This is a genomic window from Pseudorhizobium endolithicum (genome assembly GCF_902153245.2).
Taxonomy (GTDB): Bacteria; Pseudomonadota; Alphaproteobacteria; order Rhizobiales; family Rhizobiaceae; genus Neorhizobium; species Neorhizobium endolithicum.
In genome coordinates this window covers 1-17,905 of the sequence record NZ_CABFWF030000016.1, presented here as the reverse complement: position 1 = coordinate 17,905, position 17,905 = coordinate 1, and the positions used below count along the sequence as shown (strand labels likewise).

Here is a 17,905-nt window from a genome sequence, read left to right as displayed (position 1 = left end):
GGCGTTCTCGTTCATCAGAGGCCTCCTCGTTGTCGATGAAGCGGATGAGCCGGCCGGCTCGTCCATAGCATCTACAACGAAATCCATTCCCATTCCGCGCTCAAGATGGCTTCCCCTCGGCAGTTCATCAGCGCTAAATCAAACTAGCCGACATGTCCGGCAAAACGGGGTGCACTCCAGGACGGAACTCCACTGCCGGCGATTGCTGAGATCATTGGTCCGTACGGTAAAGTCGGTTTGATCACTAATCACACCAGCCTGGACGCAGCGCCACTTCGGGCGAAGAGCGTGTCATTGCATTGGGAGGATTCAGTTACATTGACCGGAATCGGGGGAGAGTACTTGTCGGCGCGTCATGCGATCTTAGGTGAAATTGGCGCATTGGTCGACTCCGGGACCCTGCGCTCCATCCTCAGGCTCGAGCTTGCTCCCCTCTCTCCGGTAACACTTGCCGAAGCACTGGCCTTGGTCGGCGGCGGACAGACCGCGGGAAAGATCGCACTATCGGTCCAGTTCTAGGTACAGGGCCATCCGTGGGCCCGGCCTCTCTGGAGCCTATGCTGGCCTGGGGCACCAGACGGTATTTGATTGGCTGGGCCAGGTGCCTGACATGTATGCGAAAGCTGCCTCCAAGGCCGTGATAAGCGAGCGGGGATTAGTTGATGAGTCATGCACCGCACTGGCTGACACGAGAGGCGCTCAATCATCGGACATTGAAGATCCGGTAGTTTTGACGATGTCGATGAATGCCCTGACGGCGGGTGACGAGCGCCGGTTCGCCGGGAAAACTAGATGGACCGGAAGTGGCGCCGTGGATCGTTCGCGAAGTAGCGTGCGCAGTGTTCCTGCCTCAAGTTGATCGCGTACCTGATAAGACAGCAAGCGCGCAATGCCCATCCCTGACTTGGCCGCTTCTACTGCCGCATCGGCGGTGTTGACTTCGAGAACGGGGCTAAAGCCGCGGCTCACGGAGCCATCACCAAACCGCCATTCATTAAGCGTTCCCAAACCGCTGAATGCGATGATGTCGTGTTGCTCGAGGTCTTGCGGAATCTGAGGTGTCCCGCGCCGCGCCAAGTAGCTGGGACTGGCGACCAAGACCTGTTGCACCTCTCCCACCCGCACCGCCAGTAGGGCTGAATCGGGTAGGTCTCCGATGCGCACAGCAACGTCAATACCTTCTTCCGCCAGATTGACAACACGGTCCAACAGAAGAGCCCGGACCCGCAGTCCAGGATGACGGATGCGCAGTTCGGCAACGGCAGGTATGACATGCAGGCGGCCGTACAAAACCGGGGCGGTAATTGCTAACTGTCCGCTCGGCTCAACCGCCTTACCAAGAATTTCGGATTCGGCCGCCGCCAATTCCTCGATCACACGTTTGGCCCGCGGGAGAAACAGCGCCCCTTCGTCGGTTAAGGTGACGGCGCGCGTTGTCCGATGGAAAAGCGCCGTGTTCAGCCGGTTCTCCAATTGCGCAATAGCGCGCGTTATCGCTGTTGGCGAAACACGCAGCTCGCGCGCTGCTCGCGAAAAGCTACCGGTCTCGGCGATGAAAACGACGGCCCGAAGCGTTTCCAAAGTGTCCAAACAATTTCTCCAACCGCAATAATGAATTGCTTTATCAGGAGATTATCGCGGTGGTGGAGGTAGGGCAAGTTGCGGCTTATCATCAACAGCTTGATCAAAGGAAACTCCGATGTCGCGAATCCTCCCCCTTGAGCCCAAAGATGCGCCTGACGCTGCCAAGCCGCTGCTCGAGGCAGTGCAGCAGCAGCTGGGGCTAGTGCCCAATTTCATCAAAGTTCTCGCCAAAGCCCCGGTCGCTCTTGAGGGTTTTCTCGGCCTCTACGTGGTTGCCGGGCGTGGGACACTTGATATCGAGACCCGGGAGCGCATTGCTCTGGCCGTCGCCGAGCATAACAGCTGCCAGTACTGCGTGTCCGCCCACACTGCGATCGCGCAGTCGATTGGGATGAGCGGGGATGAGATTGATGCAGCTCGTCTGGGGACATCTCAAGATCGGAAAGCGGCTGCGGCCGTCGCATATGCCAAAGCGCTTGTCTCCAGCATGGGAGCGGTTTCGTCCGCCGAGTTTGAAGCAGCATCAGCAGAGCTTTCCGAAGAGGAGATCCTAGAAGTCCTGGCGCATGTAGCTCTCAACGTCTTCACCAACATGCTCGGCAAATCGACCCGCGTGAAAATTGACTTTCCGGAAGTAAGCCTACTCTCGCAGGTCGCCTGAGCAACCATGTACGGGCCGTCTATTCTGACGGTCCGTACCTCGAGAACTATCCTATGGCACACCGTTTTTCCCAACTGATGTTCACCGCCCCGGTGCAGGCCTTGCAGTCGCGCCACGGTTCGCGTGGCGCCTATGAACAGTTCGCCGAGCCCGAAGCGCCGGCCAACGATCGTCTGGGCGCACTTGAGCAGACCTTCCTGTCCCAGCGCGACAGCTTCTATATGGCGTCGATCTCCCAATCAGGCTGGCCCTATGTTCAACATAGGGGCGGTCCGAAAGGGTTCTTGAAGGTGCTGGATGAACGCACGATCGGCTTTGCTGATTATAGTGGCAATCGTCAGTATGTGAGCGTTGGCAATTTCGCCACTGATGACAGGGTTTCGCTGATTCTTGTCGATTATCTGGCGCGCCGACGCCTCAAGGTTCTTGGGCGGGTGAGGATACTGGAGCGAGGCAAGGATGACGAGAGCCTGGCGCAAGTGCAGGATGAAAGCTACCCTGCGCGCGTCGAGCGGGGCATTATGATTGCGGTTGAGGCGTTTGACTGGAATTGCCCGCAACATATCGTGCCGCGTTACACGGAGGAAGAGCTCCGTGCTCAGTTCGACTTCGTTGAACGCATAAGCAGCAAGCCGGATCGCGTGCAGCGGGTTGAAGCCAAAGCCTTCGGCGACGGCCCCCTGCCGCTGATCGTCTCGGGCATAAGGCAACTGACGCCGCGCGTCAGAGCCTATGAACTGCGACATGCCGAGCACCAGCCGCTGCCCGCGATCACTGCCGGCGCGCATCTGGCCGTTCCTATAGCGATGGCCGGCCACACACACTGGCGTTCTTACTCCATAGCTCGAACAGGGCCTTGCGAAAACTCATACGAGATCGCCGTGCTCGCCGACGGCGATGGGTCACGCGTCATCCATGAGAGCTACCAGATCGGAGCCCGCATCAACTGCCGGATGCCTCGCAACGACTTCGCCCTGGGCGATGAAAGCACTCCCGCTGTGTTGATTGCCGGAGGGATCGGGATCACACCGATCCGTAAGATGGCCGAAGAGCTTGATCGCTGTGGTAGAGCTTTCGAATTGCACTACGCGGTGCGCTCGCGCGCAGAAGCAGCCTATCTCGACGAGTTGGAAAGCCTATGTCCTGACCGTCTGATCGTATACGAGCGGTCTGTTCGGCCAATGGTCGTCTCGGACATCCTAGCTAGCTGCGGCACGGGAGCGCACATCTATGCCTGTGGTCCCGAGCGGATGATTGAGGATGTTATTGCCTCGGCACAAGAGGCCGAATGCGATTTGGCACGGATCCATCTAGAGCGGTTCGGGAAACGGCAGACCGATAGTGAGGCCCGGCCGTTCACCATAAGGATACCTGATTACGGGGTGGACGTGAACGTCGGTGCCAACCAAACCGCTCTCGACGCGCTGGTTAATGCAGGCTTCGAGGTGCCGTCTGACTGTCGGGCGGGAAATTGTGGTACGTGTTCGATCGCCTTGAAAAGCGGTCAGGTGGAGCATAAGGACGCGTGGTCTCTTTCCTTGGGACCCACACTGCGCAATCGGCAATTTACCCCGTGTGTCTCGCGCGCTCTCACCGATACGCTTGTAGTTTCTTTCTCCGGCGATGCGCCAAGTAGCTCGTAGAGACGTCGCGTTTTTGCCACTACTCGCAGCCCAAACAAAGGACGGCAAACCTCGACACGCAGGAAATCCGGGAGCTTCTATGGCGTTGAGTTATTGATTCCAGCGTGAATTTCGGCCTCAAGTCGGTGCAGCGCCCGTTCAAAGAATTTGGGGTCGTCCAATGCACGTGCGAGGATCAGGGCCCCTTGGATGTTGCCGACGGCCGCCTCGGCGAGAGCGGCTGCGTTTTCGCTTTTCATGCCCCCGCGGATCAGCGCGTTCTGCAAAGTCTCAATCCATCTTGAGAAATATCGCCGGATCATACTGGAGAAACGGTTGCGCGTCTGGTCGAGCGCGAAGGCGCCCATAAGACAGATTCGCTCCCCCTGAAAAAAATAGCGGCCTGTAGCGGCCCACATATTCCTGATCGACACATCAGGTTCTTGCGAAGTCAGCTGTGCGAACACGTTTGACTCGAACCAGTCGTGGATTTCAGTGAGCAGTACGGCTGCCATCTCCTCCTTCCCTCCGGGAAAGAAGTGATAGAGGCTACCTTTGGACAAGCCTGTAGCCCCGGTGATTCGGCTATAACTCGTCCCCTCATAGCCGAACTCTCTGAAGACTTCGGCTATGAGGGGAAACGTATCAGCCCTCTCGTGTACAATGCGTGGCATTGGCCTCCTACAGGCCCAGGTCCGAGAGCCCAGGATGATCATCCGGGCGTCGTCCAAGCGGCCAATGAAATTTACGCTCGCTCTCCTTGATCGGGAGATCGTTTATCGAAGCAAAACGAGCTTCCATCAAGCCGTCAGCCGCAAACTCCCAGTTTTCATTTCCATAAGAGCGGAACCACTGACCACTATCGTCGTGCCATTCATAGGCAAAGCGCACGGCAATTCTGTTGCCACCGAACGACCAAAGCTCCTTGATCAAGCGGTAATCCAGCTCTCTGGCCCATTTTCTTTCAAGAAAGCGTAGGATCTCTTCACGGCCTCTCGGGAACTCAGCCCGGTTCCGCCAGCGGCTGTCTTCAGTGTAAACCAGGGAGACCCTGGCTGGGTCGCGACTGTTCCAGCCGTCTTCGGCCAGACGAACCTTTGCGACCGCGGTTTCTTCTGTGAAAGGGGGAACAAGGTTATTCATGGGAGCATCTCCGGTTGTGGAGCAGGACAATCTGTACAGACTAGACCGATCGGTACAGACAAGACAAGAGTTTCTGGTCACAAAGCTACACTTGTCTGAGATGGGGTGTTTCCCGCACGTCCAGTTTAGGAGCGAAAACTGGATAGCTATCGTCAATGAATGACCAGTTGCTCAGCGAGCCACCGCAATGGGAGCATCGCTGATGCGAGCCGCCAGTTCCGCCAAAAAAAGTGAGGTGGCACCCGCAAGGACGATGCCACCTGCCAGAACGTTCGTGGTTCCATCGTATAATGGGCCCAGCCCTACTGCGAAGAGCGACGCGACCAAGCTCGATCCCGAAGCAATCATGGAAGCTCCAAGGCCGGCGACCTGCCCCAAAGAGCGCATCGCTATGGCATTGAGGTTGCCGAACAGGATGCCGATAGCGAAGAAGGCGGCGAAGCCGAAGAGTAGAAGGAGCATGAGCGGTGGTCGGCCGTCACAGGCGATCGATGCGGTCAGCATGAGCAGCCCGGCAAACGTCAAGCCGAGGAAACCAAACCGCGCCATCGCATCCATTCCGACGCGCCCGACAAGGCGACTGTTGAGATAGGAGGCAAGCCCGATCCCGCCGGCGAGCAGGGCAAAGTAGAGTGGAAATGTCTCGTGGACCTTATAGAGGTCGGCGAAGAGGTCGGCGGCGATGCTAAGATAGAGAAGCTGTGCACCGAATACAAAGCCAGTCGCCGCCATCAGAAGGGCGACGCGGCGGTTGGCAAGGATTCGAGAGGCGTTGGCGAGGAGGACGCGAGGACGGAACGGGATGCGGCGCTCTGGCGGCAGCGTCTCGGTCTGGCGTAGAACGAGCCACGTTCCCATCACCAAGGCCAGCACGAGGTAGACTGCGAACACCGCTCGCCATCCTGCAAACGCAATCACACCTTGACCCAACACGGGAGCGACCATCGGCACAAGGATGAAGAGCGAGAACAGGAGTGACATGATGCGGGCCATGGCCTCGCCCTCGAACTGATCGCGGATCATGGCTCGGGTCGCGATTTTCGGACCTGCTGCCCCGGCGCCCTGGAGCATGCGCCCGGCGACGACTTCTTCGAGTGACGACGCGAACAGCGCGACGAGCGTTCCGACAGTGTATAGGCCGATCCCTATGACCAGTGCCCGCTTGCGGCCGATTGCATCCGAGAGTGGGCCGATGAACAACTCGCCAAATACCATACCCAAGATGAATAAGGAAACGACATGCTGGGTGGATAGGGGCGGTGCAGGCGCAAGCTCGGACGCGATCTGGCGCAGACCCGGAAGAAGCGCATCAATGCTAACAGCGGTCAAGGAAGTGAGAAGCGCGTAGAGGACGATATGCTCTCGTGTGACACTGGGCGTCATGCCGTCATGATCCTTGGTTGTTGATCGCTAGTGGCTGTCTAGCGATCAGACCGGGACATGGAAAGTCCGCAGAACGTCCGCTCCCGATCCCAACCAACCGAATTGACCGATGGCATTGATTGCTTTTCGGGCATGGCTTTTGAATGAGTCGCTGGGTCGAGCGGCCAGTCGAAGTGCGTTTGCTGACCAAGCTCTCAAGGGGGCTTCACAATAGGATCGACCTCTGGTTTCTTGTGGTCAAACAAAGGGCCGGGTGATCACCCTGTCGGCGCCCTACGCAGGAGGAACCGTGCTTTATTATGACGCCGCCCATTGGATGGCCTTTCTGGCTGCCGCCCTCTTGCTCAACATATCTCCAGGCCCAGATATCGCCTTCATTCTTGGAAAGGCTCTGACAGGAGGCGCACGGACGGGTTTTCTCGCCATGCTGGGGATCTGGAGTGGGACCCTCGTCCATGTCCTTCTTGCAACGGTTGGGCTTTCGGCCCTGCTGGTCGCTTCTGCCACTGCCTTCGCTTTGGTGAAATGGGCTGGAGCGGCCTATCTGGTCTGGCTGGGTGTTGAGGCTCTAAGATCCAAAGGCGGCTCGTTCATCACCGGTGCTGAACTGCCGGGAAGGATGAGCTCCTGGAGAACCTTCCGCCAAGGGATCCTGGTGTCCTCGTTGAACCCCAAAGTGGCCGTTTTCTTCCTTGCTTTCCTTCCGCAGTTCGTGGTTGCCGGGGCCGGCCCAGTTGCTCTGCAACTTGCATTTCACGGGATTCTGATCATTGTAGTTGCCGCATTAGTCGAGCCGCCACTCGTCCTGCTGGCCGGTCGACTAGCAAACTGGTTCAGAGCGAACAACCGAGCGGCAATATGGCTCGACCGCGCGTTGGGTGGGCTGCTGATAGCGCTCGGGGTTCGGTTGGCGCTGAGTGCAGACATCCGATCCTAGCCGCGGCGGCGGGCGAGCTGCCATAACCCGAAAACTTCCGCAGAAGCCGCCGGTCCAGAACGACGTATGCGGGAATCGAACGCATGACAGGCAAGCGGAGTGCGAAGCTTCTTCTTCATATTACCGTCTTCTCCTGACGATGCTTGTGCCATACGTCCTGGTGATGAGGAAGGCGCTGCCAAGATTGGCAACTATGCTCGCCAGGATTGGTAGCGTATAGCTTTGGGTCAAATCGAACGAGAGGCCGGCAGCAGTTGGACCGATCAGCGTCCCGAGAGCAACGCTTGTGTAAAGCACGCCAATGATCCCGCTGACATTCCGCCCACCGAACCGGTCCATCACGACGGCCGGGAGCAAGGCAACCCAGCCGCCATAAAACAAGCCATAGACGAGGGCGAAGACGCTGAGTTGCCACATGTTCGTGGATAACGCCCAGATGCTCATGGCGAGCGCCATGCCTATGAACATCAGCAACAGCGAGTTCTCTCGCCCCAGCCGATCTGCCAGTGCTCCGAGAAGGAAGCGTCCTGCGGTGCTTCCGATGCCGATCATGCCAAGGGCGCCTACGGCGTAGAAATGGGAAATTCCCTGATCCAACGCATACGGGACGAGGTGAACGAAGGGGATGAAGGCGCCGAATGAGCAGAGCAGGCAAGCGGCATAAAGAGTCGTGAAACGCGGTGAGCGGATCGCTTGTCGAATGGAATTTCCCTGCTGCAAATTCTGATCCGTACCAGAAGTCATCGGAGCCCCGTCTGGAGCAAGTCCGCGATGGCGAGGGTCATCGACTAGAAGCAAGGAAATGCCCACGCCGATCGTTGCCACAAAGCAACCAAATAGGACGTAGCTTGTGCGCCAATCAAGCAAGCTGATCAGCCAAGTTGCGAGCGGCGGCATGACTAGCGTTCCAACACCTATCCCGCTTACTGCAAGGCCAGATGCGAAGCCGCGCTGGCGCCTGAACCATCTCTGTACGGCGCCTAGCACCGGCACATAGGAGAAGCCCACTCCGAGACCCACTCCAAGTGTGTATGCAAGATAGACCTCCGTCAGACTGCGCGCCAGGCCGGCTAAGACCAATCCGGCCCCTAGCAGGATCATGCCGGTAATAGACAATGCGCGCGCGCCGAACCGGTCTGCCAGGGGCCCGCTTATCATGCCCGTGCCGAAGTACAGAGAGCCGGCCAGTGAGAAGACGAGAGAGACGGAACCTCTGGACGCCGAAAACTCTCTCTGCAGTGGATCGAAGAAGGCGCTGAATGTGTAGGCACTGCCAAAACCGAGGAAGGTAACGATGAACGCGGCGGCAACTACGTACCAGCCATAGAATATGCCGGAACCGAGGCCGGCTGCTGTGTTTCTCATGGGACGGACCATTACGCGAGCGGATGTCGGCGATGCCAGTTGGTCACAGCCTGGAAAGCGGTGCCTGCACGCAGCAGCGCCGGCTCGCCCAGATGGGCCGCAACCAGCTGAAACGCGAGTGGCAAGCCGTCCTCCGCGAAGCCACCAGGAAGAGTAATGGTGGGGTTACCCGTCATATTGAAGGGGCAGGTAAATCGTTGGAGCTTGAAAATGAGTTGCGGTTGTTCGCCAAGTGTCTGTATCGCTTCAAGGGTGAGTGATTCAAAAGGGTGTACCGGTGTCAGCAGCAAATCGATCTTCTCGAACAGCGCCGCCATCCTGCCTCGCAGTTGTAATCGCCGAACCAGGATCTTCTGATAGCTAGTGGCGGAGATTTCACGGCCATGTTCAACGACGGACGCCAGCACTGGGCCATATTCTTGTTTCCGCGCTGGATAGGTCGCTTCGTGCGCGACCACCGCCTCGACAGCGCAGTTTTCGGTCCAGTCGGTGATAGCACTTGTCACGTCAGGACATTGGACCTCCAGGATCGTCGCTCCGAGTGAGCGAAAGATCTCTACCGTTTGAGAAAGCACCGTCTGGACAGCGGGGTCTACATCATCGTCGTTCCACTCTGGATCGACGCCGATGCGCAGGCCCTTGATTTGTTGACGGGCAAGTCTGGCATAGTCCGGTACCGGAGCGAGCAGTGCCGTCGGGTCCTTCGGGTCTGGACCTGCGATCGCCGCCAGAAGCAGAGCACAGTCTATTGCACTGCGAGCCATTGGACCGACGTGATCCAAAGTCGCGGCAAGCTCGAACACACCATGGCGGCTGACACGGCCCCAGGTTGGTTTCAGCCCGGTAAGGCCAGTCGCTGCCGATGGCCAACGGATCGACCCTCCCGTGTCTGAGGCGATAGAGCCATAGCAGAGACCTGCTGCTGTCGCAGCTGCTCCCCCAGTCGATGAGATCCCAGGCCAGTATTCCGGATTCCAGGGGTTCTTGGGGGCACTGATCGAAGGATGGTGATCGGAATAGGCTCCTTCCGTCAGCTGGAGTTTTCCCAGGATGATCGCGCCTGCCTCCTTGAGGCGACGCACCACGGATGCATCTTCGGGCGGGTAAAAGTCTTGATGAATAGGCATTCCGGCCGCTGTCGGGTGCCCTTGAAGCCAACATAGGTCCTTCACTGCGATTGGCACGCCGTGCAAAGGGCCACGATAACGGCCATTCTTGATCTCCACCTCGGCCACCTCGGCCTGCTTCATTGCATCGTCTGCCGTTAAGAGAGCGAAGGCCCTGAGTGAGGGATCCAGTCGGGCAATCCGATCGAGCAGAGCACGCGTAACCTCCACGGGTGAGGCTGTGCGCGCCTGAAGTTGGGTTGCGAGTTCGGAAAGCTCGAGATAGTGCAGGGCAGGGGGCATTGGGTTCATGTTGGTTTCTCGTACTGGTGTGGCGACGTCAGGTCCGGACGCAGCGGGACTGCAGTAGTGATCGCTATCTTCCAAATTCGGATCAGTTTTCCTAAATTCACAAGATGCGGCGCGGCATAACTCAGCGGATAATTGCCCGCGGCACAAACCAGATTTCCTGCTGCTTTCGGATTAGATAAACTAAATGGTCGGACGTCTTCCTCCCCTTAATGCGCTTCGTGCCTTCGAAGCCGCTGCGCGCCATCTGTCGGTCAAGGACGCGGCCGCGGAATTATGCATAACTCCCGGTGCGGTCAGCCAGATGCTAAAAACGGTGGAGTTACATCTTGGCACCGAACTGTTTCATCGCGTTAACCGCGGGATCCTTCTAACCGAGGCGGGGCAAAACTACCTTCCGCCGATCCGTAACGCCTTCAGGCAAATGGTCGATGCCACCGAGCGCGTGGCCACCGCGTCTGAAACGGCCCTCACCGTCAGTGTGACGCCATTTTTTGCGGAGACGTGGTTGGTGCCACGCTTGAAACGATTCCAAGATGCTTATCCTGACATCGATTTGAAGATCCTGGCCAGCAGCGCCCTCGCCGACTTCTCCCGCGACGGCGTTGACGTCGCAATTCGCCACGGTCTCGGGCGCTATCCGGGGTTTCGCAGCCATCGGGTTCTCGTCTTGGAGATTGTGCCTGTCGCGGCTCCGGCGCTGGTCGCGGAACGAGGCAAGCCAGCGTCAGCTGCCGATCTGGTTCGGTGGCCACATATCCACGATGCCGACCGCAAAGGATGGCACCTCTGGTTTCGTTCGCAAGGCGTAGAGGAGATCGCGGTGCTGCGTGGACCGTCCTTCAACGATTCCAACCTTCTCCTTAGATCCGTATTGAGCGGGCAAGGGGCGGGACTTTTACCTGCGGCGTTGATCGAGAACGACCTTAAGGAGGGCCGGCTCATTCGGCTTGCGGACACAGTGCTCCTTGATGCCTTCGCATACTATCTCGTTTATCCCGATGCGACCTACACCCGGTCCAAGGTCGCTGCTTTCAGATCATGGATACTCGACGAAGCAACGTGTTGAACCTCAGCTGCAACCCGCCGCTGGCGACAGTGAAGTTTCGGATGACGACCTAGTCCAGGACCCTGAGCGCTTCATTGAAGAACACAGCGGCGAAGGGAACCGAGATCCGGGCTTGCTCTTGGTTGCTTCCGCCCCCCATCGCTGTGTTGAGAAGTTATGGCAGTTCAGGCTTACGATCGACTATAAGACCTGCCTGATCGCCGAAAATGGGTTGAATTGAATGATAGCGCGAACTACCCGCCTGTGCCCCGAATGTTTTGGGCAAGAAATCGATGGCCTTTGCTGTCGCGGGATGCTCGCTCTGGTTACAAGCTGGGAATGGGGAAATCCAAAGCTTGGCGCCAAACATTTCGAAATAGTGTCCTCCTTCCTCATTCAGCATCCCAGCCAATATGAAGATAAAGCGATCCAGAGCCTGCGGGTAATGCTTCGACGGCATTTAGATGAAGGGTTACCTGTAGATCGCATCAGGAAGATCCATGGTGATCTTTTTGCCGGACGGACCAGGGTTAGGGCTGATGAGGGCAATACGGTCATACAACCTCGCGAATGGCCTATTACCGTCAGCTATGTCTATGTTGGCGGTCCCGACGAAGCCCTCGAGCGCGTCAACCGTTGGGTAACTTGTGTTCGTAGTGGCCTTTGATGTGTTCTTGATTGGCCTTCGGCCGGCAACCAACAGGAAGGTGGATGAGCGGGTATCGGAGGTTTTCCCCCGGTTCCCTTTGCTGCATGATGGTCCCCTACGGGGTTGCCGCCAACTTGCAGTGATCTAGGTGAGGACGAGGGGGCTGCCGCATGCTCCCGAGCAGCAGGAAGGGGAGGGCCGAGGATGATCGGACAACTAACTGCCGGAGAAAGACAGCTTTCGGTTGTTATCCTGATAGCGCTGGTGATCATTGGTATCGCCATGGCAGCCGCCGGCCGCTTCGATCCGCTCGGCGTACACGGCGTTGTCGTTCTCTTGTGCAGCGGTGTGCTCCTGGCGCGGTTGCTGTCGTCGCTTTTCGAGCCCGAGCCGCATCCGGAGCGTCTGTCGAAATATTACGATGATCCGATCAAGGCGGGCATTGTCTTCACGATGATCTGGGCCGTGTTCGGCATGTTCGTCGGCGTCTGGGCAGCCGCGCAACTTGCTTGGCCGTCGTTGAACTTCGATACGTCGTGGACGAGCTTCGGAAGGATCAGGCCGGCCCACACGACGGGCGTAATCTTCGGATTTGGGGGCAATGCCCTCATTGCAACCTCATTCCACGTCGTCCAGCGGACGTCGCGAGCGCGACTGGCTGACCAGTTCAGCCCCTGGTTCGTCCTCTTCGGCTACAATCTCTTCTGCCTGGTCGCGGTTACCGGCTATCTCATGGGTGTGACCCAATCCAAGGAATATGCCGAGGCGGAGTGGTACGCCGATCTCTGGCTCGTGATCGTCTGGGTCACCTATTTCGTTCTTTACATACGAACCCTCGCGCGCCGGAAGGAGCCGCACATCTATGTGGCCAACTGGTACTACATGGCGTTCATCCTGGTTGTCGCGATGCTGCACATCGTCAACAACATCGCGATCCCGATTTCGCTCAGCCATGCAAAGAGCTACACGGTCTGGCCCGGTGTTCAGGATGCAATGGTTCAATGGTGGTACGGGCACAATGCCGTGGCCTTCTTCCTCACGGCAGGCTTTCTCGCCATGCTGTACTACTATCTTCCCAAGCGCGCCGATCGTCCAATCTTTTCCTACAGGCTGTCGATCCTGAGCTTTTGGGGTATCACTTTCTTCTACATGTGGGTGGGGTCGCACCACCTGCACTATACGGCGCTTCCACATTGGGTTCAGAACCTTGGGATGACCTTCTCGGTCATGTTGCTCGTCCCCTCCTGGGCCTCCGCGGGCAACGCGCTTCTGACCTTGAACGGTGCCTGGCACAAGGTTCGCGATGATGCCACCCTCCGGTTCATGTTCATCGCGGCTATCTTCTACGGCCTCTCCACGTTCGAAGGTTCGTTCCTTGCGATCCGGCCCGTGAACTCTCTGTCCCATTACACCGACTGGACCGTGGGTCACGTCCATGCGGGCGTTCTCGGTTGGGTCGCCATGATCACGTTCGGGGCTCTTTACACCCTCGTCCCTAGCCTGTGGCGTCGGGAGCGAATGTATTCCTCGATGCTGGTGGAGGCTCATTTCTGGCTCGCCCTTGCCGGGACGCTGATCTACATCTTCGCGATGTGGAACTCCGGTATCATTCAGGGCCTGATGTGGCGGACCTACACCGAGCAGAACACGCTCACCTATTCCTTCATCGACTCCCTGGTGGCGATGTATCCCTACTACATCGCGCGTACATTCGGCGGCCTGCTCTTTCTGATCGGTGCGATCATCGGTTCGTACAACATCTGGATGACGGCGCGGGGAGCACCCGTCTCACGCGCTGAACAGGATCTGCCTGTCGTCGACGGCCCTGTCTCGCCAGCGACCCCAGCGGAGTAATCACGATGAGAGAGCTCTTTCACCGGAAGCTGGAACGCACCGCACTCGGGTTTGTCTTCGCCATCATCGCTGCTGCCAGCGTCGGCGGCATTGTCGAGATCGCGCCGCTGTTCACCATCGACGAGACCGTCGAAGACGTTCCCGACATGCGTCTTTACACGCCCCTGGAGCTGGCCGGCCGAAACATCTACGTCCGCGAGGGCTGCTATGCCTGCCACAGCCAGATGATCCGCACGCTCAGAGATGATGTCGAGCGCTACGGACCTTATTCTCTAGCGGTTGAATCGAAGTATGACCGGCCCATGCTGTGGGGTTCGAAGCGGACGGGACCTGACCTGGCGCGTATCGGAGGCAAGTATTCTGATTTCTGGCACGTGGCACATCTGACCAATCCTCGCGAGGTCGTGCCCGAATCCAACATGCCTGCCTATCCATGGCTTGCGCAAAACGAGCTCGACATCGAGGATCTCGACCTTCACCTGATGGCCCAGCAGTCTCTGGGTGTTCCGTATACCGACGAGATGGTCGAGAATGCTGGTCGGGACGCCTATGGTCAGGCGTCGCCAGACACAGACTTCGCCTCAGGCGTGACGGAACGCTACGGAGAACGGACGCAGGTCAGTACCTTCGACGGCGTGACGACGCAGGTGACCGAAATGGATGCTCTGGTGGCCTATCTCCAGGTACTTGGACGCCTTACCGACGCCGCCTATCAGGGTACGGCTGCGGAAGAATTGCCTCCGGACGCGAGCAACTGACGGTAACTGGAGCATTCCATGGACCTCGACCACGACACACTCGTCTTCATCTCCAAGAGCTGGGGGCTTTTCTATCTCATCGCCTTTGCGGTCGGCGTCCTGATCTACACCTTCTGGCCCTCGAACAAGAAGCGATTTGACAAGGCCAAGAAGGGCATTCTCGACAAGGAAGACAGGCCATGGACGTAGAGGAAGTCGATCCCGTCAGCGGTCGAAAGACGACCGGCCACGAATGGAACGGCATCAAGGAACTGGACACACCGGTGCCGCGCGGTGTCCTGATCTTCCTGGTCGTGACGCATCTGTTCGCCCTGCTTTGGTGGATACTGATGCCGACATGGCCGCTCGGCACGACCTATACGAAAGGCGTGCTGGGCACCGACCAGCGGCAGAGGATCGAAGAGGATCTCGCTCAGAGCCAGACCGCTCGTTCGCAATGGACGGCAGCCATCGAAACGCGCAGCTATGACGAGATCATGGCCGACGAATCCCTCATGGAGTTTGTCCGCGCCTCCGGTCGCCAGTTGTTCGGCGACAACTGCGCGGCCTGTCATGGCACCGACGGCACGGGACGGTTCAACTATCCGGACCTGACCGATGACGACTGGCTCTGGGGCGGGGGGGCGGAGAACATAGCAGAGACCCTTCGCGTCGGTATCAATGCAGCCCATGACGAGACAAGAGTGGCGGAAATGCCTGCCTTCGGACGCGACCAGATGCTTGACCGCACCGAGGTCCGGCAGGTGGCGCTATATGTTCACTCGCTGACCAATCCAGCGACCTCTACACCGCAGAATGCGACGGAGATACAGGCGGGCAGGGAGGTTTTCCTTTCAACTTGCGCTGCCTGCCACGGAGAAGATGCCGGCGGCAGCCAGGAGATGGGAGCGCCCAATCTCGCCGACAACTACTGGGTCTATGGTGGCGACATGCAGACTCTGATCACCACGATCCATGGCGGCCGCCGTGGTCATATGCCGACATGGGACGAGCGGTTGACGGAAGTCGAGATAAAGACGCTTGCGCTCTATGTGAACGACCTGGCCCTGGAGAAACGCTGATGTCTGCGCGTCAATGGCCACTGTGGACGCTGGTTGGGATTGCGGTTGCCATCTTCGTCGCCGCCAACGCCCATCTTGTCTACATCGCAGTCGCGAGTGACCCGGGCTGTGTAACCCATTTGAAAACGGCAGGATCTGCTGAGGGCCAGTATCGCGCAGCAAAATCTGCCTGTTAGCCCTTGAGGGAGGGAAGAATGAAGACGCCTGGCAAAACCTATGGGCTCCTCAGCGAGACCTCGACGATCGAGGAAACGCGCAATCCCCTCTTCAAGAGGAACCTGTCTGCGAGAGCGCCTCTGCAATGGCTTTCGCAAGGCTGGTCCGACCTATGGGTTCAGCCTCTACTGAGCCTTGGTTACGGCCTTGGGGTTTTCATCCTATCGGTGATTTTCGTGTGGCTGCTGTTTGTCGGCCAGCGGGACTACTATCTGTTTCCGGCCATGGCCGGGTTTCTGATCATCGCGCCTCTGCTGGCTGCGGGGCTCTACGCCAAGAGCCGCGCCATCGAGAGCGGTGAGCGGATCAGCGCCCGGCGGATGCTGCTCATCCGTGCGGAGACGGGGACGCACATTTTCTTTACCGGTCTGCTCCTCGTTCTGTTGTTTCTCCTCTGGATGAGAGCGGCGGTTCTGATTTATGCGCTGTTTTTCGGGGTCAGTCCGTTTCTCGGTTTCTCGCAGATTGTGCCGGTCCTGCTGACGACGCCCACCGGATGGGCCATGCTTCTGGTGGGTGGCTTCGTCGGTTCGCTGTTTGCCGGATTTGCCTTCGGCGTGAGCGTGTTCTCGATCCCGATGCTCCTCGACAAGCGGGTGGATACCCTGACAGCCATGGGTACCAGCATGGCGCTGGTCTGGAACAATCTGAAGCCGATGCTGGCCTGGGGCGCAATCGTGCTGGGCCTGTTCCTGTTGTGCCTGGCAACGGCATTGGCTGGCTTGGTGGTCGTCTTCCCTCTGCTCGGTCATGCCACCTGGCACGCCTATAGAGAGATGGCCGGAGGAGGTTCCCATGACGATGCGCCGCTCAAGTAAGGGAACCGGAAACCGACGTGATAGTTCCGCTTACGCGGCTTCGACGACCTCAACAGGAGGTAGCCCAAAGTGAGTCCTTTCCTGATTCTCGTCCCGATCTCAATCCTCATGGGAGTGGTAGGCCTTTGCGCCTTCTTGTGGTCGATGAAGGACGGCCAGTATGAAGATCTCGACGGAGCAGCCGTCCGCGTCCTCTTGGATGACGAGGATGAGTAGAAATGAAGCCTTGAAGGGAGCAAGCATCGTCTTAGCTTGTCGTGATAGATGGTCGTGGAGGATCCGATGCCAACGGTAGCTGCTCTGTTCAAGGATCTCGGAGCCGCCCAACTGGCCACCGAAAAACTTTCCGCTTCTGGCGTCCCGGAGGAGGACATCAGTGTAATCTCTAACCAGAGCGAACACCTAACAACCGATATCGACCCCGTCGAAAGCACGACAGCCGGAGCCAGTATCGGTGCCGTCGGAGGTGGCGCTCTCGGTCTCGTCGCCGGGCTTGCTCTCATGCCTGTCTCCGGCTTGGGCCTTGTGGGTGTGCTAGGATGGCTGGCCACCAGCCTTGCGGGAGCCTCGGCGGGCGTCGTAGCAGGGGCAACGGCCGCGAGCGTCTATGACATCCTACGCACCAGCGGTGCGCCGGAGAAAGAGGCGCATTTTTACACAGAGGGGTTGCGTGCTGGTGGTACGTTGGTTGCCGTCAAAGCAGCCGGGAACTCCGATAGCATTACGGAGATCCTGCGCGCCGCCGGGGGAGCCTTCGCCGCTTCTGAGGAGGACAATTCATAGCGGTAATGGCCGGTCATCTCCACTATCCGACCCTGAAATTGATTGACGCAGACCGTCTGATGCCGTCGGCGTTCGATCTGGCAGGTGTGCTTGTGGCCGCTTTTTTGATATGCCTCAACTGATTTCCTCAGCCATCATCTAATGTTGGCAAAGAGGAGATGAAGCAATGACAAGATTTCATCCAGGCGCGTTTGTCGATGAGCAGATTCTTATTTGCCGTGGTCTTATTGACACCCTCGAGCAGGGAGAGCGGACGGAAGACGTGACACGCCAACTAGTCAATCTTTACGCGTCTGTAGCTGCCCTGTCGAAGCTCAAGCGAGAACAGTCTTCGGAAACGTGCGATCCCGCTACCCAGAAGATAGACCCGGCGGAGAGAAATTGGCAATCAACATAGGGATCGGAAGCATCAACATAGGGAACGCGGATCCGCCAGAGCTTGCAGAAGGACCAGGAGTCTAGCAACTCGAACGCGGATTTTACGTCAGACATTCCGCAGAGCTTGAATGTCCGACACACCTCCTGCTCTTAGGGTTCAGACTCAATCATAGCCAGAACGCGACGAGGGTGGCCAAGGCGACTGCGGAGAGGAAGTTTCTGGCAAGCTT

The 17,905-nt window shown here is 58.2% G+C and carries 18 protein-coding genes; 12 read left to right on the top strand and 6 right to left on the bottom strand.

The annotated features are described in order from the left end of the window. Positions 1–699: 699 nt before the first annotated feature. The gene (locus tag RTCK_RS18590; protein WP_142593902.1) at positions 700–1,590 is read right to left on the bottom strand and encodes a LysR family transcriptional regulator; all 891 of its coding nucleotides are present in this window, start codon (positions 1,588–1,590) and stop codon (positions 700–702) included. A 109-nt stretch (positions 1,591–1,699) separates the two neighbouring features. On the opposite strand from RTCK_RS18590, the gene RTCK_RS18585 reads away from it, so the two are divergent. After that, on the top strand, positions 1,700–2,245 hold the full coding sequence (locus RTCK_RS18585; RefSeq protein ID WP_142593901.1) for a carboxymuconolactone decarboxylase family protein: 546 nt from the start codon (positions 1,700–1,702) through the stop codon (positions 2,243–2,245). A 53-nt stretch (positions 2,246–2,298) separates the two neighbouring features. Then, a complete protein-coding gene (locus tag RTCK_RS18580; protein ID WP_142593900.1) occupies positions 2,299–3,888 on the top strand; it encodes a pyridoxamine 5'-phosphate oxidase family protein in 1,590 nt (529 codons plus the stop codon). Positions 3,889–3,965: 77 nt separating this feature from the next. Here RTCK_RS18580 and RTCK_RS18575 read toward each other — a convergent pair whose 3' ends face one another. The 3 genes from RTCK_RS18575 to RTCK_RS18565 form a co-directional block, all read right to left on the bottom strand. After that, positions 3,966–4,541 (bottom strand): TetR/AcrR family transcriptional regulator, encoded by a 576-nt coding sequence (locus RTCK_RS18575; protein ID WP_142593899.1) that lies wholly within the window; start codon positions 4,539–4,541, stop codon positions 3,966–3,968. A 7-nt stretch (positions 4,542–4,548) separates the two neighbouring features. Beyond that, positions 4,549–5,010, bottom strand: a complete 462-nt coding sequence (locus RTCK_RS18570; protein WP_142593898.1) for a nuclear transport factor 2 family protein — start codon at positions 5,008–5,010, stop codon at positions 4,549–4,551. 171 nt (positions 5,011–5,181) lie between these two features. Continuing rightward, positions 5,182–6,393, bottom strand: a complete 1,212-nt coding sequence (locus RTCK_RS18565) for a multidrug effflux MFS transporter (RefSeq protein ID WP_142593897.1) — start codon at positions 6,391–6,393, stop codon at positions 5,182–5,184. A 316-nt stretch (positions 6,394–6,709) separates the two neighbouring features. Here RTCK_RS18565 and RTCK_RS18560 point away from each other — a divergent pair, with 316 nt between their 5' ends. Further along, positions 6,710–7,330 carry a LysE family translocator gene (locus tag RTCK_RS18560; protein ID WP_142593903.1) on the top strand — a complete coding sequence of 207 codons (621 nt, stop codon included), beginning with the start codon at positions 6,710–6,712 and terminating at the stop codon, positions 7,328–7,330. A gap of 120 nt (positions 7,331–7,450) precedes the next feature. Here the strand turns inward: RTCK_RS18560 and RTCK_RS18555 are convergent, their stop codons facing one another. Both RTCK_RS18555 and RTCK_RS18550 read right to left on the bottom strand, forming a co-directional pair. Further along, positions 7,451–8,695, bottom strand: a complete 1,245-nt coding sequence (locus tag RTCK_RS18555; protein WP_142593896.1) for an MFS transporter — start codon at positions 8,693–8,695, stop codon at positions 7,451–7,453. 11 nt (positions 8,696–8,706) lie between these two features. Further along, positions 8,707–10,113 (bottom strand): amidase, encoded by a 1,407-nt coding sequence (locus tag RTCK_RS18550; RefSeq protein WP_142593895.1) that lies wholly within the window; start codon positions 10,111–10,113, stop codon positions 8,707–8,709. Between the two features lie 184 nt (positions 10,114–10,297). Here RTCK_RS18550 and gcvA point away from each other — a divergent pair, with 184 nt between their 5' ends. The 9 genes from gcvA (at position 10,298) to RTCK_RS18505 (ending at position 17,297) form a co-directional block, all read left to right on the top strand. Further along, positions 10,298–11,179, top strand: a complete 882-nt coding sequence (gene gcvA, locus RTCK_RS18545) for a transcriptional regulator GcvA (protein WP_142593894.1) — start codon at positions 10,298–10,300, stop codon at positions 11,177–11,179. Positions 11,180–11,399: 220 nt separating this feature from the next. Beyond that, positions 11,400–11,825 carry a DUF5946 family protein gene (locus RTCK_RS18540; protein ID WP_268963149.1) on the top strand — a complete coding sequence of 142 codons (426 nt, stop codon included), beginning with the start codon at positions 11,400–11,402 and terminating at the stop codon, positions 11,823–11,825. Between the two features lie 189 nt (positions 11,826–12,014). Further along, complete coding sequence (gene ccoN, locus RTCK_RS18535; RefSeq protein ID WP_185928056.1) at positions 12,015–13,661, top strand: cytochrome-c oxidase, cbb3-type subunit I; 1,647 nt, start codon at positions 12,015–12,017, stop codon at positions 13,659–13,661. A 5-nt stretch (positions 13,662–13,666) separates the two neighbouring features. Beyond that, positions 13,667–14,419 carry a cytochrome-c oxidase, cbb3-type subunit II gene (ccoO, locus tag RTCK_RS18530; protein WP_142593891.1) on the top strand — a complete coding sequence of 251 codons (753 nt, stop codon included), beginning with the start codon at positions 13,667–13,669 and terminating at the stop codon, positions 14,417–14,419. An 18-nt stretch (positions 14,420–14,437) separates the two neighbouring features. Then, a complete protein-coding gene (locus RTCK_RS18525) occupies positions 14,438–14,608 on the top strand; it encodes a cbb3-type cytochrome c oxidase subunit 3 (RefSeq protein WP_142593890.1) in 171 nt (56 codons plus the stop codon). After that, complete coding sequence (ccoP, locus tag RTCK_RS18520; RefSeq protein ID WP_142593889.1) at positions 14,599–15,480, top strand: cytochrome-c oxidase, cbb3-type subunit III; 882 nt, start codon at positions 14,599–14,601, stop codon at positions 15,478–15,480. The genes RTCK_RS18525 and ccoP overlap by 10 nt, the downstream gene beginning before the upstream one ends. 194 nt (positions 15,481–15,674) lie before the next feature. Continuing rightward, a complete protein-coding gene (locus RTCK_RS18515) occupies positions 15,675–16,514 on the top strand; it encodes a DUF2189 domain-containing protein (RefSeq protein ID WP_142593888.1) in 840 nt (279 codons plus the stop codon). A 69-nt stretch (positions 16,515–16,583) separates the two neighbouring features. After that, entirely contained in the window at positions 16,584–16,730 is a 147-nt protein-coding gene (gene ccoS, locus RTCK_RS18510; RefSeq protein WP_142593887.1) for a cbb3-type cytochrome oxidase assembly protein CcoS, read from the top strand. Between the two features lie 66 nt (positions 16,731–16,796). Next, positions 16,797–17,297, top strand: a complete 501-nt coding sequence (locus RTCK_RS18505; RefSeq protein WP_142593886.1) for a hypothetical protein — start codon at positions 16,797–16,799, stop codon at positions 17,295–17,297. The last annotated feature ends 608 nt before the right edge of the window (positions 17,298–17,905 follow it).